This window comes from Nocardia sp. JCM 38205 (assembly GCF_058222935.1).
Genome location: NZ_JBYHFL010000001.1, coordinates 162592 through 177494 on the forward strand (window position 1 = coordinate 162592; position 14903 = coordinate 177494).

General features: G+C 65.2%; 13 protein-coding genes. 7 read left to right on the forward strand and 6 right to left on the reverse strand.

Annotated features, from left to right (window positions below; genetic code table 11):
• Positions 1–208: 208 nt before the first annotated feature.
• Positions 209–820 carry a mycothiol-dependent nitroreductase Rv2466c family protein gene (locus AC4HOU_RS00800; RefSeq protein ID WP_195015122.1) on the forward strand — a complete coding sequence of 204 codons (612 nt, stop codon included), beginning with the start codon at positions 209–211 and terminating at the stop codon, positions 818–820.
• Positions 820–1074: a DUF8730 family Cys-rich protein gene (locus AC4HOU_RS00805; protein ID WP_490723993.1), complete on the forward strand. Its 255-nt coding sequence runs from the start codon at positions 820–822 to the stop codon at positions 1072–1074. Before AC4HOU_RS00800 ends, AC4HOU_RS00805 begins: the two co-directional genes overlap by 1 nt.
• On the opposite strand, the gene narI is transcribed toward AC4HOU_RS00805, so the two are convergent.
• From narI to AC4HOU_RS00830, 5 genes are read right to left on the reverse strand one after another with little or no spacing between them, the layout of a single operon-like run.
• Complete coding sequence (gene narI, locus AC4HOU_RS00810; protein WP_195026037.1) at positions 965–1696, reverse strand: respiratory nitrate reductase subunit gamma; 732 nt, start codon at positions 1694–1696, stop codon at positions 965–967. The genes AC4HOU_RS00805 and narI overlap by 110 nt on opposite strands.
• Positions 1683–2387: a nitrate reductase molybdenum cofactor assembly chaperone gene (gene narJ, locus AC4HOU_RS00815; protein ID WP_195026036.1), complete on the reverse strand. Its 705-nt coding sequence runs from the start codon at positions 2385–2387 to the stop codon at positions 1683–1685. Before narJ ends, narI begins: the two co-directional genes overlap by 14 nt.
• A complete protein-coding gene (gene narH / locus AC4HOU_RS00820; RefSeq protein WP_490723994.1) occupies positions 2384–4057 on the reverse strand; it encodes a nitrate reductase subunit beta in 1674 nt (557 codons plus the stop codon). Before narH ends, narJ begins: the two co-directional genes overlap by 4 nt.
• Positions 4058–4109: 52 nt before the next feature.
• The gene (locus tag AC4HOU_RS00825) at positions 4110–7802 is read right to left on the reverse strand and encodes a nitrate reductase subunit alpha (RefSeq protein ID WP_195026034.1); all 3693 of its coding nucleotides are present in this window, start codon (positions 7800–7802) and stop codon (positions 4110–4112) included.
• Positions 7803–7826: 24 nt separating this feature from the next.
• Positions 7827–9041 (reverse strand): nitrate/nitrite transporter, encoded by a 1215-nt coding sequence (locus tag AC4HOU_RS00830; protein ID WP_195026033.1) that lies wholly within the window; start codon positions 9039–9041, stop codon positions 7827–7829.
• 300 nt (positions 9042–9341) lie between these two features.
• Here AC4HOU_RS00830 and AC4HOU_RS00835 point away from each other — a divergent pair, with 300 nt between their 5' ends.
• The 4 genes from AC4HOU_RS00835 to AC4HOU_RS00850 all read left to right on the forward strand — a co-directional run bounded on the left by AC4HOU_RS00835 (position 9342) and on the right by AC4HOU_RS00850 (position 13214).
• Positions 9342–9869, forward strand: coding sequence for a flavodoxin family protein (locus AC4HOU_RS00835; RefSeq protein ID WP_194982193.1), 528 nt, complete (start codon positions 9342–9344; stop codon positions 9867–9869).
• A 16-nt stretch (positions 9870–9885) separates the two neighbouring features.
• On the forward strand, positions 9886–10779 hold the full coding sequence (locus tag AC4HOU_RS00840) for a DUF302 domain-containing protein (protein WP_195026032.1): 894 nt from the start codon (positions 9886–9888) through the stop codon (positions 10777–10779).
• A gap of 183 nt (positions 10780–10962) precedes the next feature.
• Positions 10963–11721 carry an SDR family NAD(P)-dependent oxidoreductase gene (locus tag AC4HOU_RS00845; RefSeq protein WP_195026031.1) on the forward strand — a complete coding sequence of 253 codons (759 nt, stop codon included), beginning with the start codon at positions 10963–10965 and terminating at the stop codon, positions 11719–11721.
• Positions 11722–11774: 53 nt separating this feature from the next.
• Positions 11775–13214, forward strand: coding sequence for a bifunctional aminoglycoside phosphotransferase/ATP-binding protein (locus tag AC4HOU_RS00850; RefSeq protein ID WP_490724240.1), 1440 nt, complete (start codon positions 11775–11777; stop codon positions 13212–13214).
• Positions 13215–13282: 68 nt separating this feature from the next.
• Here AC4HOU_RS00850 and AC4HOU_RS00855 read toward each other — a convergent pair whose 3' ends face one another.
• A complete protein-coding gene (locus AC4HOU_RS00855; RefSeq protein ID WP_194982190.1) occupies positions 13283–13549 on the reverse strand; it encodes an SHOCT domain-containing protein in 267 nt (88 codons plus the stop codon).
• 298 nt (positions 13550–13847) lie between these two features.
• On the opposite strand from AC4HOU_RS00855, the gene AC4HOU_RS00860 reads away from it, so the two are divergent.
• The gene (locus AC4HOU_RS00860; RefSeq protein ID WP_490723995.1) at positions 13848–14882 is read left to right on the forward strand and encodes a hypothetical protein; all 1035 of its coding nucleotides are present in this window, start codon (positions 13848–13850) and stop codon (positions 14880–14882) included.
• Positions 14883–14903: the final 21 nt, after the last annotated feature.

Sequence of the window (14903 nt, forward strand, 5' to 3'; positions counted from 1 at the left end):
GCCGATCGTCCTGTCGGCGGGACAATCGCCACACCCGGACCCTCGTTACGCCGATGGGGCGCGTTGGGCATCGCAGCTGACATCAGCGTCCGCCCGATCAGGTTCCACCTCGCACCACCCGCTGCATACCCCCTGGGGTATCGTTGGCTGTGCACGGCGCGCAGGCAAGGACCGAGCGCGGTGTCGAAGCCGATGCGAAGGAGCCCTGATGTCCGATATCACGCTGTTCGTCGATCCGGTGTGCCCATTTGCGTGGGTCAGCGCGAACTGGTTGCTCGATACCGCCGGTGACCAGCACGCCGTCGCTCTGGCGCAGATGAGCTTGGCCGTGCTGAACGAAGGGCACACCGTCGATGCCGGGCACGCACCGATGATCGCCCGGTCACGTCGTGTGGGCCGGGTTTTCGCCGCGGCTACGGCGGCTTCGGCTGCGTTCACGCCGCTGTACCGGGCATTGGGCTCCCGGCTCCATCCCCGTGGCGCCGGCACCGACGACGACGCGGTCGTTGTCGCGGCGCTCGACGCGGCCGGCCTCGATCCGGCCTTGGCTGCTGCTCTCGACGATCCGCGCTACGACCCCGATGTCGCCGAAGCTCACCAGGCCAGCCAAGACGCTCTCGGGGCACGAGGCGGTAGCCCGATCATCTCGGTCGACGGTCACGGTTTCTCCGGCCCGGTACTCACCGCGCGGCCTCCGGCCGACCGAGCGCACCAACTGCTCGACGCAGTTGTCGCTGCTGCGACCACCCCGGGCTTCGCGTCACTGCACCGCCCCTATCAGGGTCCTCCCAGCTTCACCACAACCGAGGACGATCGCTGATGTGCTACCCCGTCACCTGCCGCACCTGTGGCAAAACAACTTGGGCCGGCTGTGGTGCCCACGTAGATGCCGTTCGCGCCGCCACTCCCGCTCAGCGATGGTGCGGCGGTCACACCGGTCCCAGCGGAACAACCGACCCGACGGTCACCAGCCACGCCGTCGCGGCTGAGAACCCACCAGCTGGCCGGGAGCTGCCTTCTCCCGACTCCGGTAGACGACGTACGGGCGGAAGAGGTATCCGATCGGGGCGCTGAACGCATGGACGAGCCGAGTGAACGGCCACAACGCGAACAACACCAGCGCGATCACCGCGTGGAGCTGAAAGGACAGCGGTGCCTGAACCATCAGGTCACCGCGAGGCCGCAGGATCCAGATGGACCGGAACCATGGCGAGACCGTTTCTCGGTAGTTGTGCTCCTCCCCCACCACACCCGACCCGATCAACGTGGTGGCCAATCCCGCGACGAGCGCCGCGACCAGAACCACATACATGAGTTTGTCGTTGGCGGTGGTTGACATGAAGACCGGGCCGCGGGTTCGCCTGCGATAGATCAGCAGCGCTATGCCGACCAGCGTGGCGACTCCGGCGATCGTACCCAGAGCGATCGCCTGCACATGGTAGGCATGCTGACTCAAACCGACGGCGTCTGTCCATGATTGCGGAATGATCAGGCCGATGACGTGCCCGATGATCACGACGAGGATACCGAAGTGGAACATCGGGCTGGCGATGCGCAGCAGCCGGTTCTCGTAGAGCTGGGATGAGCGGGTGGTCCAGCCGAACTTGTCGTAGCGGTAGCGCCACCAGGTGCCCACCGCCACGATCGCGAGCGTCACATAGGGGACGACGTCCCAGAAGATCTCACCTGCGGCCATACCATCCGGCTCCTTCATGTCTGGTCGGTTCCGGCGCGGTGCGACGTGGTGGCACTGTCAGAGTGAATGGTTGCAGCCCGATCGCCTCTGCGGGCGGGCCGGCTGCGGCAAGTCGTTGCGCGCGGCGTTCTTCCTGATCGGTGACCGGCGGCAGGGTCGCGCAGACCGCGTCGATCGCAGGGGCATAGCGTGACCCACGTTCGGTCAAGGCAGCCCGCAGGACATCGAGCGGGATCCTGTGCTCGGTGAGTAAACGCTCACCGGCCACGGGGTCGACGGTAGCTGCGAATTCGAGCACAACGGGCAAATGATCGGGTGCTTCGTTTCCCAGCCTCTGTACGCCGGCGTCCCGGTATGTTTGCAGGAACGCGTGCATGGCCGCACCGCGGTTTCGCGTGTCGCCGTCTGTCCAGTAGGTCAAATACATTGTCGCTCGTCGGCGCAGGTCGAAGGTTTCGACGTATTCGGTCTGCAGCGTCAGCAGGTCGGTGGCTCGCAACGCATCCAAGGTCTGCCCGAGCAGATGACGCGGCTCTGCGATCACGTGATCAAGCAACGCTTGAACGACCTCGAGACGGTCGCTGAGGTGCTCGTCGGGGTAAGAAATCAGCAGGGAGGCCGCCTGTCGGATCAGTCGGTGCTGCATCTGCGCGCGGTGGGTCCGTGCGCGACCACCGAACAGCGGCTTCATCGGTCGCCTCCGTCATCCACCGCGCTCGGGCCTGGGAACATCCCTTCCGGAACGCCTTTGCCGTCCCAGTTGAGGAGGTTCACCCGCGATGGGCGCGTTCGATTCGCAGCCAGACCTTCCGTGGTCTGTCGCTGTTTCAGTGCATGGAAGGTTTCGACCGCGACAGGCACCGGACCGCCGCTGGCCTCTCCGAACGGGCCGGAGTCATACATCCCGGGCCCTCCTTCATACGACAGTGAGCACTCGGTGGCGGTCTCTTCGAGCCGGTGCGCTTCGGCCGCATAGACCGTCGGTATCACGTACCGCTGCTCGTACTTGGCGAGTGCGAGCAGCCGGTACATCTCATACATCTGTTCCTCGGTGAGGCCGACCGACTGCGGAATATGAGGCTGAGTCTCGCGGCCGAGGTTGATGTCACGCATATATGACCGCATGGCGGCCAGCCGGCGCAGGACATCCCCTACGGCATTGACATCACCCGCGGTGAACAATTCGGCCAGGTATCGAATCGGTATACGCAGTGCTTCGAGAGCCCCGAACAGGTTTCCGAGGTCTTCGCCGTCGTGACCGTCACGGCTGACCGCGTCGACGACCGGAGACAAGGGCGGGACGTACCAGACCATGGGCATGGTCCGATACTCCGGGTGTAGCGGCAGAGCCACCTTGTAGGTGTGGATGAGCGCGTAGACCGGCGATCGCTGGGCCGCTTCGATCCATTCGTCGGAGATACCTGCGGTTCGCGCGCCGGCGATTACCTCGGGATCACGGGGATCGAGCAGGATTTCACGTTGTGCCTCATACAGATCGGTGTCCTCGTCCACCGAGGCTGCCGCGGTGACGCGGTCGACGTCGTAGAGCACGAGGCCGATGTAGCGCAGGCGTCCCACGCAGGTTTCCGAGCACACCGTCGGCAGGCCGACCTCGACGCGGGGGTAGCAGAAGGTGCATTTCTCGGCTTTGCCGGTCTTGTGGTTGAAATACACCTTCTTGTAGGGACATCCGGACACACACATGCGCCAACCGCGACAGCGGTCCTGGTCCACCAGCACGATGCCGTCTTCGGTGCGTTTGTACATGGCCCCGGACGGGCACGAGGACACACACGACGGATTGAGGCAATGCTCGCAGATCCGGGGCAAATAGAACATGAAGGTCTGCTCGAGCTCGAGCCGAACCTGCTCGCCCACCTTCTTCAAGATCGGGTCATCGGGCAGGATTTCCGGTGAACCGCCCAGGTCATCGTCCCAGTTCGCGGACCATTCGACCTTCACCGGCTTACCGCTGATCAGACTGCGGGGCGCAGCGACAGGCATCTGGTCACCGAGCGGGGCCGAGATGAGGTTGTCGTAGTCGTATGTCCACGGCTCGTAGTAATCCGACAGCGCCGGCATTTTCGGGTTGGAGAAGATGCGGGCGAGTTTGCTGAGCCGACCGCCATCACGCAGCCGAAGCCGTCCCTTCTTGTCCCGGACCCATCCCCCGCGCCAGCGTTGCTGATCCTCGTAGGTGCGTGGGTAGCCTTGCCCGGGTCTGGTCTCGACATTGTTGAACCACACGTATTCGGTGCCGGAACGATTGGTCCAGGCCTGTTTGCAGGTCACCGAGCAGGTGTGGCATCCGATGCACTTGTCGAGGTTCATCACCATCGCCAGCTGCGCCATCACCTTCATGACAGTGTCCCCTGGTTCACATCGCGTCGGCTGCAGTCGCTTGTGTGTTCCATCAGTAGGTCACCTCCTGGGACCGACGACGGACGACGGTCACCTCGTCGCGCTGGTTCCCGGTCGGCCCGAGATAGTTGAACGCCCAGGCCATCTGCGCATAACCACCGGCCAGATGGCTGGGTTTGACGAGCAGTCTGGTCAACGAGTTGTGGATGCCGCCTCGGCGACCGGTCGTCTCCGTCAGCGGCACGTCGACGACACGCTCCTGAGCGTGATACACGAAGACCACACCCTCTGGCATGCGGTGCGAGACGGTGGCGCGGCAGACCAGGACACCGTTGCGGTTGACTGCCTCGACCCAGTCGTTATCGCGCACCGAGATCTTCGCAGCGTCGAGTGCGCTCATCCACATCGTCGGGCCGCCTCGCGACAGCGACAGCATGAACAGGTTGTCTTGGTATTCGGAATGAATCGACCACTTCGAATGCGGCGTCACATAGCGGACGGTCAAGCCGATGCCGTCACGCCCCGCCGCCCCGATCACCGGTTCGTCGAACAGCCGCGCCATGTCCAGCGGGGGCCGGTAGGTCGGCAACTGTTCGCCCAGCTCTTCGATCCAGTCGTGATCGAGGTAGAAGTGCATCCTGCCGGTAAGAGTGTGGAAAGGCTTGAGTTCCTCGATGTTCACCGTGAACGGTGCGTAGCGGCGCCCGCCGGTCTCGCTGCCCGACCATTCCGGGCTCGTGATCACCGGCACCGGCCGGGATTGGGCATCCGCGTAGGTGATGCGGCGTTCCTCGCTGCCTTCGGCGAGGTGAACGAGGCGGCGGCCGGTCCGTTTCTCGAGTTCGCGGAATCCTTCGACGGAGAGGCGACCGTTGGAGGTTCCGGATAATGCGAGGATCGTGTCGGCCATACGCTCGGCGGTGTTGATGGCGGGTCGGCCGGCAGCCGGCCCGGAGTTCATCACCCCGAACTTGCGGGCAAGTTCGTCGACTTCCTGGACCGGTTTGGTGACCACGCCTTTGGTGTTCAATCCCACTGTGTCGACGAGTGGCCCGAGCGCGGCCCACTTGTCGGCGACCGCGGTGAAGTCGCGTTCGACGACCGCGAGGGGGCCCATCGTCTTGCCCGGTTCCGGCACCTCACCGCCGGACCGCCAATCATGTTCCGTGCCATTCGGATAGGCCATGGCAGCGGGTGTGTCGTGCTGCAGCGTGGTCATGACGACATCGGTGCGGGTGCCCAGGTGAGTCCGCGCCATCGCGCTGAAGGTTCTTGCGATCGCACCGAACGCCTCGTAATCCGAGCGCGTCTCCCACGGCGGATCGATGGCGGGCGTGAAGGCATGCACGTACGGGTGCATGTCCGTACTCGACAGGTCGGCCTTTTCGTACCAGGTCGCGGCGGGCAACACCACGTCGGAGAGCAAGGTGGTCGAGGTCATCCGGAAGTCGATGGACATCAGCAGGTCGAGTTTGCCCTCGGGGATGTCGCCCGAGGTGTTCACCTCGCGCGCAACCATCCCGGAATCTGCTGGGTCGGCCTGCAAATTCGAGGAAGTCCCGAGCAGATGCTGCAGAAAGTACTCATTACCCTTGCTCGATGACCCCAGCAGGTTCGCCCGCCACACGCTCAACACCCGCGGCCAGTTGTTCGGGTTGTCCGGGTCGGTGACGGCGAATTCGATGCTGCCGTCGGCCAACCCTTCGGCAACGTAGCGCGGGATCTCCTTTCCCGCGGCGCGCGCTTCGTCGGCTATGTCGAGGCTCGAGCGGCCGAACTGCGGATAGAACGGTGTCCACCCCATCGCGACGGCGGATGCGAGGACGTCCATCGTGTGTTTGTCCCGGAATCTGCCGCGACCGAGTGGGCTTGCCAGAGCATCGGCGCGGTAGCCGTCGTATCGCCACTGGTTGGTGTGCACATACCAGTACGAGGTGCCGGCCATTTGCCGCGGTGGACGTGACCAGTCGGTACCCATCGCCATCGCTGCCCAGCCGGTGACCGGCCGGCACTTCTCTTGGCCGACGTAATGGGCCCAGCCGCCGCCGTTGCGGCCCATCGAGCCGGTGAGGATCAGCAGTGCGAGCACCGCACGGTAGGTGGCGTCGCCGTGGAACCACTGGCAGATGCCGGCACCCATGATGATCATGGATCTGCCGCCGGATTCCTCGGCGTTGGCGGCGAACTCCTTGGCGATGCGGATGGCCTGCCCGGCAGAGACTCCCGTGATCGGTTCCTGCCAGCCCGGAGTGTACGGCTGGGACGGATCGTCATAGCCGCTCGGCCACTGCCCCGGTAGGCCGGGGCGCGACACGCCGTATTGGGCGAGCATCAGGTCGAACACGGTGCACACGCGGTGCGGCCCTACCCGGCGCACGGGGACGCCGCGAGCGATGCTGTCGCCGTGTCCGTCCACGGTGTCGAAGCTCGGCAGATGGATCAGCGCGGTTTCCCCCGGATCAGCGCCCGGCTGTTGCACGGTCAGCGCGGGCACGAGATCGCCCAGGTCGAGGTTCCACTTACCGATGCCGGTGTCGCCGTACCGGAACCCCAGGGAGCCCTGGGGTACGGCAACCGAGTCCGTCGCTCCGTCGATGACAGCGGGTTTGAATGCTGCGTTCTCCACCTCGTACCCGAGGTCCGCGGCCGTCAGGTTCTTGCCGGGAACGAGTTTGCCGTCGCGATCTTCGAGTTTGATCAGAAACGGCAGGTCGGTGTACTGCCGGACATAGTCGACGAAGAACGGGACCCGCCGGCGGACGAAGCACTCGGTGAGCACGACATGTCCCATGGCCATAGCCAGGGCGCCGTCGGTGCCTGCGGCGCATGGCATCCATTCATCGGCGAACTTCGTGTTGTCGGCGTAATCGGGGCTGACGCTGACCACCTTGGTGCCGCGGTAGCGCACCTCCGCCATCCAATGCGCGTCCGGGGTGCGGGTGACGGGCACATTGGAGCCCCACATCATCAGATACGCCGCATCCCACCAGTCCCCGGATTCCGGGACATCGGTCTGGTCGCCGAAGACCTGCGGGGAAGCGACCGGCAGATCGGCGTACCAATCGTAGAACGAGGTCATCACCCCGCCGATCAGCTCGATGAACCGCGATCCTGCGGCGAACGACACCATCGACATCGCGGGGATGGGAGAAAAGCCTGCGATGCGGTCGGGCCCGTACTGCTTGATGGTGTGCACGTGGGCCGCCGCGATGATCTCGGTGGCTTCCGCCCAGCTGATCCTGATCAGCCCGCCCTTGCCGCGGGCGCGTTGGTATCGGCGACGACGCTCCGAATCGCTCTGGATGTCTGCCCAGGCCAGTACTGGATCACCGAGACGGGTCTTCGCCTCCCGGTACATCTCGATCAGCAGCCCACGCGCATACGGATAGCGCACCCGGGTCGGTGAATAGGTGTACCAGGAGAACGCAGCTCCACGGGGGCAGCCGCGTGGTTCGTACTCGGGACGATCCGGGCCCACCGACGGGTAATCGGTTTCCTGGGTTTCCCAGGTGATGATGTCGTCTTTGACGTAGATCTTCCACGAGCACGAGCCGGTGCAGTTGACCCCGTGGGTGGAGCGCACCACCTTGTCGTGGCTCCAGCGCTCACGATAGAAGATATCGCCTTCGCGGCCGCCCTCCCGAGTGACGGTGCGCCCGTCATCGGAGATCTGCCCCGACGTGAAGAACCGGCCGCTGCGGCGCAGCAACTCTTCGACCGGGCCGCCGGTGTGCTGTGTGGTCACGGATCCTCCTTCGGGCGGGAGCCGCTATCGCGCGTCGGCTGGAACAGGCTCCCGGGCATGCAGTTTCATTGCCGTGTAGGCCAGGGCGATGAGCGCCGTCACGACTAGCAACAGCAGGCCCACGGTGTAGTCGTTATCGACGGGGTCGTAGGTCGCACCCATGACCAGCGGAGGGAAGTAGCCGCCCAGGCCGCCGGCAGCCGCGACGACACCGGTCACGGATCCGACCGATTTCGCCGGCGCGCGGCGAGCAACCCACGCGAACACGCCGCCGGTCCCGATACCGAGGAATATCGCCAGCAGGATGAAGTCTGTCGCCGACCACACGTCCGGGGGTGGCTGGAACACCGCTATCGATGCCATCACCGCAGTGCCTGCCAGCGAGGCCAGCACCACGTACTTGGGTGCGATCCGATCGGCGAGCGCCCCGCCGATCGGGCGCGCGATCACCGCCGCGAGCGCGAAGGCGGCGGTGCGCGCGCCGGCATCGACGGCGGAGAACCCGTAGATCGTCTTGATGTAGGTGGGCAGATAGTTGCTGAACGCGACGAAGCCGCCGAATACGATCGCGTAGAGGAATGCCATCTCCCACGTCACTCGTAGTTTCAGCGCGGCTTTGAGTTTCGGCACAACCGGGTCGGTGTTCGGATGGAACTCCGGCGAGTTGCGCATTACCACCATGCAGACCACCGCGGTGACCGCGAGTGCTCCGGCCACGATCACGTGGGTGGGAAACAGGCCGAACCAGTTGGTGAACCGCGGAGTGAAGAACGCCGACAGTGCCGTGCCGACCATTCCGGCACCGAAGACACCGGTCGCGAAGCCGCGCCGAGCGGGCTCGTACCAGTTGTTGGCGAACGGGATGCCGACCGCGAAGATCGTGCCGGCGATGCCGAGGAAGAATCCGAACGTCAGCAGCAGAGGATAGGAATCCGCGGCCCCGGCAGCGCCGACGGCAAGAACCGGCATGATCGAGGCCAGCGAGATGGCGATGAACATGATCCGGCCGCCGAACCGGTCGGTGAGCGCGCCCACCGCGATACGGCCCAGCGAGCCGACCAGAATCGGCGTGGCAACCAGCATCGATGTCTCGGTGCTGCTCAGTGACAGGTCACCGGCATACGTTGTGGAGAGCGGGCCGATCATGTTCCAGGCCCAGAAGTTGATCGCAGACACCCAGGTCGCGAGCGCTAGGTTCGACCCCCGTTGCTTACCGAGGTCGGTAACGGAAACGGTCACCGTCCCAGGAAACCACGCCGGATCCGGTCCTGCAGCGTTTCTATGATCGGCTGACTCCCCGCGTGTTGCGCCGGCGTACCTGGCTGTTGACGAGTTCGACGACCTGCCTCTCGTCGCAGCACGGATGGTCGGTGGGCGGCAAGACCACAACAGGGTTCGTCGACCTGGCACCGATCGGTCACCGCACGCTGTGCTGTCGACAAAGGTCCTCGCCCCTGTGCCCTTCGGCACTGACGAGGACAGTACCGCCGGTCATACCGTCATAGGTGAAACGCTGACCCCACGATGAAGGAGGTCGTCATGCGAGCACGCGTCGTCTACGAATCCATGTACGGCAATACCGCGGCTGTCGCTCGAGCTATCGCTGACGGATTGGCCGAACATGCCTCGGTCGAGGTCCTCGATGTCGCTACCGCGGACATCGCGCCCCTGCCTCCGGTCGACCTTGTCGTCGTCGGCGGGCCGACTCACGCGTTCGGGTTGAGCAGACCCAATACCCGTGCCGACGCCGCGACACGCACCGAGAAGCGGGTCACCGTCGACATCGGGATTCGCGAATGGCTCGACGATCTCCCGCCCGTGCCGGCCGGTAGCCGCGCCGCGGCGTTCGGCACCAAAGTGGCGAAACCACCATGGCTACCGGGTTCATCTGCACGCGGCGCCGCCAAGCGACTCCGCAGACTCGGGTACCAACTCGTGGGCGAGCCCGCCGACTTCGTGGTCGACGGCATGATGGGGCCACTGATCGACGGTGAACTCGTTCGCGCACGCACGTGGGCCGAAGAGCTCGCGGCCGCCGTGGCCGAGCAGACCGTCGGGCACTCCTGACCCAGGAGGGCCTCTGATGCCCTACACAGTGATCGTAGACGAATCCGCTCCCCAGACCGTTCTGCAGCTGCATCGCGAGATCCGAGCCGATCATGCCGGGGACGACATCGGTCAAGGTATGCAGGCACTCTTCGATCTGGCCGCTCGTACCGGGATGACGCCCGCCGGGCCACCGTCCACGACCTACCACGGTGATTTCGTCCCCGGCGCCACGACCGATGTCGACTTTGCTGTACCTGTGTCGAACAGCCGGAACGGCGCGTTCGAAGGATTGACAGTACGCACCACGCGACCAGGCCTGCACGCGCGCACATTCCACCGGGGCGATTACCAATCCATCGCGGCCGCTTACGGCGCCCTCGACAGGTGGCTGCGTAGTGCACCATTTCGCCCCATCGGCCCGCCGACCGAGGTATATCTGGTCGGTCCAGACGAGGCGGTCGCCTCGAAAGACCTGCTGACCGAAATCCGGATACCAGTCGCCCCGGCCGACCTCAGCATCGAGGTGCCCACATCCGTCGCTGACACTGTTCCGTTGCTGCGCGAGGCCTTGGCATCTCGAGGATTCGGTGTGCTGACCGAGATCGATGTCAGCGCGGTGCTCGATGCGACGATCGGCCACCACATCGAGGACTATGTCGTTCTCGGAGCCTGCAATCCCACCTTCATCGCGCAGGCACTCGATGCGGATCGGACTGTCGGCGTGATGATTCCGTACAGTGTCGTCGTCCGAGCGGCCGGCAACGGCAGCGTCGTCGAAGCCGCCGACCCGCACACCTCGATGACGCAGCTGACGCCGTCGACCACATTGGACACACTCACCCGCCAGGCACGGACCGGGCTATCCGACGCACTCGCGAGCCTCGCTCGCCGCATCGCGTCAACGGATTCGCACACCTCATCGGGGTGAACCTCGAATCGGTGGGACGACTATGTCGACAGCCACCGGAACGAGCGAGCCGCGCGCTGCCATCGGTGCGGACTCTGAAAGGGCGAAGGCCCTGACGACCGGTGACGTTTAGCCGTCGTGGCGGCCGCGCCGGTGGGCGACGCTCGAGACAAGCAGCTCATCGCCATGAAGGAGTTGATCACAATGGTCGATACCGCGAGATTCGATCTGGCGGGCCGTAGCATCCTCATCACCGGTGGGGCGCGCGGCATCGGCGCCGCCACGGCTCATGCTCTGGCCAAGACAGGGGCCGGGGTCGTGGTCGCCGACATCCTCGACAGCGAAGGCGAAGCCACAGCGGCCTCGCTCGGTCCCTCGGTGATGTACCGCAGACTCGACGTCACCGACGAAGCTCAATGGGAACGCGCCCTCGCCGACGCCGAGGCAACCTTTGGCCCCTTGGCCGTGCTGATCAACAACGCCGGCATCGTCGACTTCGGCGGCGTCGAAACCGAGTCGCCGGCGATGTTTCGCCATGTGCTGGACGTCAATTTGACCGGCGCCTGGCTCGGAATGCATCTGGGGGCGCCACGATTGCGCGCAGCCGGTGGCGGCGTGATCGTCAATGTCTCTTCGACGGCCGGACTGATCGGGTACTCCGGCGTTGCCGGGTACGTAGCCAGCAAATGGGGATTGCGAGGCCTCACCAAGGCCGCCGCCATCGAACTCGGTAACGCCGGAGTCCGTGTGTGCTCGGTGCATCCAGGCCCGATCCACACGCCGATGACCGCCGGTATGGACGAACGAATCGCGGCCGGCCAGCCGCTGCCGCGGTTCGGTGAGCCCGAAGAGGTCGCCGCGATGATCGCTTTCGTCGTGACCGAAGCAACGTTCTCGACCGGATCGGAGTTCGTCATCGATGGCGGCGCCACGGCGGGCATGGCACTGATCGAGCAGCTGTGAACGAATCGGTCCCCGCCGGTGCGGAGTTGCGTGAGACTCACACCGGGCTCGTCGTGTTGGTCGGCGACCGCGCGTACAAGGTCAAAAAGCCCCTCGCGACCGACTTCCTCGACTTCAGGACCGCCCGCTCGCGCGAGCTGGCGTGTGCTCGGGAGCTGGAACTGAACCGCCGGATCGCACCCGACGTCTATCTCGGTATCGGGCATTTCTCCGACCCCGTGAACGGGGCGACCGAACCCGTCCTGGTCATGCGCCGGATGCCCGACGACCGGCGGCTGGCGACGCTACTAGAGAGCCACCGAGAGCCCGACATCGCAGAACTCGCCGGGACCCTCGCACGGTTTCACGCCGCGGCGAAGCGGGGCCCCGAAGTAGACCGGTTCGGCACCGCGGAGGCGGTGTGGGAACGATGGCAGCCAGTCCTGCGAACACTGCGGGAACAGACCGATCTCATCGACCCGGCCATACCGGACAAGCTGGAGGCCCGCGCCCTCCGCTATCTACACGGCCGCAGGGCGCTGTTCCAGCGGCGCATCACGGAGGGCAAGATCATCGACGGCCACGGTGACCTACTCGCTCAGGACATCTTCGTGATGCCGGATGGCTACCGCATCCTCGACTGCCTGGATTTCGATGACACACTCCGATACCTCGATCGCATCGACGACATCGCCTTCCTGGCGATGGACCTGGAGTTTCTCGGCCATCTCGACGTCTCCGACCGATTCATCGCCGAATACAGGCGTGTCACGGGAGACACAGCACCAAACTCGCTATGCGCTCACTACATCGCTTACCGCGCCCTGGTGCGAGCAAAGGTCGACCTGATCCGATGGGCTCAAGGTGACGACGCCGCGCTGGATCGGGCACATCGACACCTTGTCATCGCCGATGGACGCACCGCGCGATCGGCGATCCGCCTGGCACTGGTCGGCGGTCTGCCGGGGACCGGAAAGTCCACAGTCGCCCAGCAGCTTTCGCGGGAGTTCGGCGCCACGGTGCTCTCGAGCGACGACATCAGGAAGGAACTGGCCGACGCGGGAGCGATCGCAGGGCCCACCGGCGTATTCGGGCAGGGAAGATACTCGGCCGGCAACAAGGCCAGGGTCTACTCCGAGCTGTTGGCCAGAGCCAAGCCGCTGCTGGACAACGGCGAATCGGTCATCCTCGATGCCAGCTGGATCGACGCCGTGCAGCGACAGCGCGCAACCGCTCTGGCCGCCGACAGCGCCGCGGAGCTGGTCGAAATCCGCTGTTGCTGTCCACCGCGGGTGGCTGCCCATCGCATCCGTGGCCGCGGCGACTCGACATCGGACGCCACCACGGATATCGCGACTTCCATGGCGGCGTCGGCCGAGCCGTGGCCGCAGGCGTATATAGCGAACACCGACCAGCCGCTCACACGCACGATGAGCGCAGCACGCCGCGCTTGGCAGTCCGCGGCCGAGGCGCCCACCGCAGATGGGCGCACTCCGGCGCACCTACCCGGGTGAACTCGATCTCGTCTGCGAGTGCTGCGACACTGCGGCAACAACCGAGATGCGCAACCGCTGCTCGACCTTCACGGTCGCCCGGTTCCCGAACGCAACGCCGTCAAACGTCGACGGAACTCCTCGTCGTCGATCTCGCCACGGGCGAATCGCTCTGCCAGCAGCTGCTCCGGCAGATCAGGCGAGCTACGTGGTGGTACAGGCCGTTGCGACGTGGAGGCGATGACGCGAAGGGCAGCGATAATCGCCACCGCCACCAGTGCCCAGGCCAATACCATGACGACGATCATCAGCGCGTATCCCCAGCCTGTCATTCCGTGATCGGGCCAGTACATCATTGCCACACCTTCCTGCGTTTGCCGATGTGCTTATAGTTCCGACGATCCTGCGGAGAAGCCCAGCGCGCTAGGGGCATACCGCCCGACTGACTGGATTCCTAGGTCACTACCGCAGAAGGCAGCGGTCGTAATTACGTCCCGCGCGATGATGCCTTTCGGTTCTAGTACGCACCCCAGCGGGCGGGAAACAATCCATCCCATGGCAGATCTCCGCAGCGGATATCGAACGTCGGGGTGGGGTGGCTCCGCGGTCCTGAGCGCCCTGCATTGCCCGATCACCGGCGCGCTGTTCCACCGGATGACCGAACTGCGCTACACGGGCAACCGCACCGGGCGCGCCTTCTCCCTGCCGGTGCGGTACGCCCGCCGCGGAAACGAGATCGTAGTCCGGGTAGGTCGATCGGACGACAAGACATGGTGGCGGAACTTCACCACGCATTCACCACTATCGTTATGGGTCGATCACCGGTGGCGCAGCGGCGTCGGTCGGGTACTGATGCCCGGTTCACGTGCCTATGCGTACGCGGCAGCGATCTACCGGCGTTCTCCTTCGAGCGAGCTACCCACCGATCCGCTGGTGTTGATCAAACTGGACCCCGAAAGCGATCAAGGAACGGCTCCGGGTATCCGACGGGGTGCGAGACTGTGGCGCCGCTGGCTGCTCGCAGTCACCATCGGCGAAGTGCTGGGTTTCCTGTTCCCTTCCGTCACCGCCGTCGTCGCGGGACCGATCGACGAACCGCTCGCCGCGGCGACGCTCGTGGCGGCGGGCACGATCGAAGGCGGGGTATTGGGGTGGTTCCAGGCCTCCGTACTCCATGAGGCACTTCCGCGCCTCGACAAGCGCCGGTGGATTCTCGCCACGGCCTTCGGCGCTGCTATCGCTTGGACTGTCGCACTGACGATGATCATGTCGGAGGGTTTCCAGCGGTGGCCCACAGCGGCGGCGATACCCGCGCTCGCCGCAGGAGTCGTGGTCATCGTGTGCTGCCTTGGGGTTGCCCAATGGTTCGTACTCCGCGACCATTTGGTGGGTGCAGGCGGCTGGATCGGCGCCACCGCGCTGGCGTGGATCGTCGGACTGTCCGTGTTCACCGCAGTCACCTCGCCGCTGTGGCAGCCGGGTCAGCCCACCTGGCTCGTCCTCGCGATCGGGTTGGCCGGCGGCTTCCTCATGGCCGCCGCCATGGCGGGCGTGACCGGTTCGTTCCTGGTGTGGTTGCTTCGCGCGCAACCGCACACCCCCTGCCGGGCAGCCCAGTCTGGTGACCGTGCCTCGCGGACACTCCTCGACCGATCGCGACGCCCCCGGGCCGCGAGCCGCAACCGCTGATCCGCACCGCTCGGTAGGCGT

What these genes read in the sequence shown, in the direction of transcription:
- AC4HOU_RS00800 (WP_195015122.1), top strand. Translation starts at nt 209, where the DNA reads ATGTCCGATATCACGCTGTTCGTCGATCCGGTGTGCCCATTTGCGTGG.
- narH (WP_490723994.1), bottom strand. Translation starts at nt 4,057, where the DNA reads ATGAAGGTGATGGCGCAGCTGGCGATGGTGATGAACCTCGACAAGTGC.
- narI (WP_195026037.1), bottom strand. Translation starts at nt 1,696, where the DNA reads ATGGCCGCAGGTGAGATCTTCTGGGACGTCGTCCCCTATGTGACGCTC.
- AC4HOU_RS00805 (WP_490723993.1), top strand. Translation starts at nt 820, where the DNA reads ATGTGCTACCCCGTCACCTGCCGCACCTGTGGCAAAACAACTTGGGCC.
- AC4HOU_RS00840 (WP_195026032.1), top strand. Translation starts at nt 9,886, where the DNA reads ATGCCCTACACAGTGATCGTAGACGAATCCGCTCCCCAGACCGTTCTG.
- AC4HOU_RS00860 (WP_490723995.1), top strand. Translation starts at nt 13,848, where the DNA reads ATGACCGAACTGCGCTACACGGGCAACCGCACCGGGCGCGCCTTCTCC.
- AC4HOU_RS00845 (WP_195026031.1), top strand. Translation starts at nt 10,963, where the DNA reads ATGGTCGATACCGCGAGATTCGATCTGGCGGGCCGTAGCATCCTCATC.
- AC4HOU_RS00855 (WP_194982190.1), bottom strand. Translation starts at nt 13,549, where the DNA reads ATGATGTACTGGCCCGATCACGGAATGACAGGCTGGGGATACGCGCTG.
- narJ (WP_195026036.1), bottom strand. Translation starts at nt 2,387, where the DNA reads ATGAAGCCGCTGTTCGGTGGTCGCGCACGGACCCACCGCGCGCAGATG.
- AC4HOU_RS00835 (WP_194982193.1), top strand. Translation starts at nt 9,342, where the DNA reads ATGCGAGCACGCGTCGTCTACGAATCCATGTACGGCAATACCGCGGCT.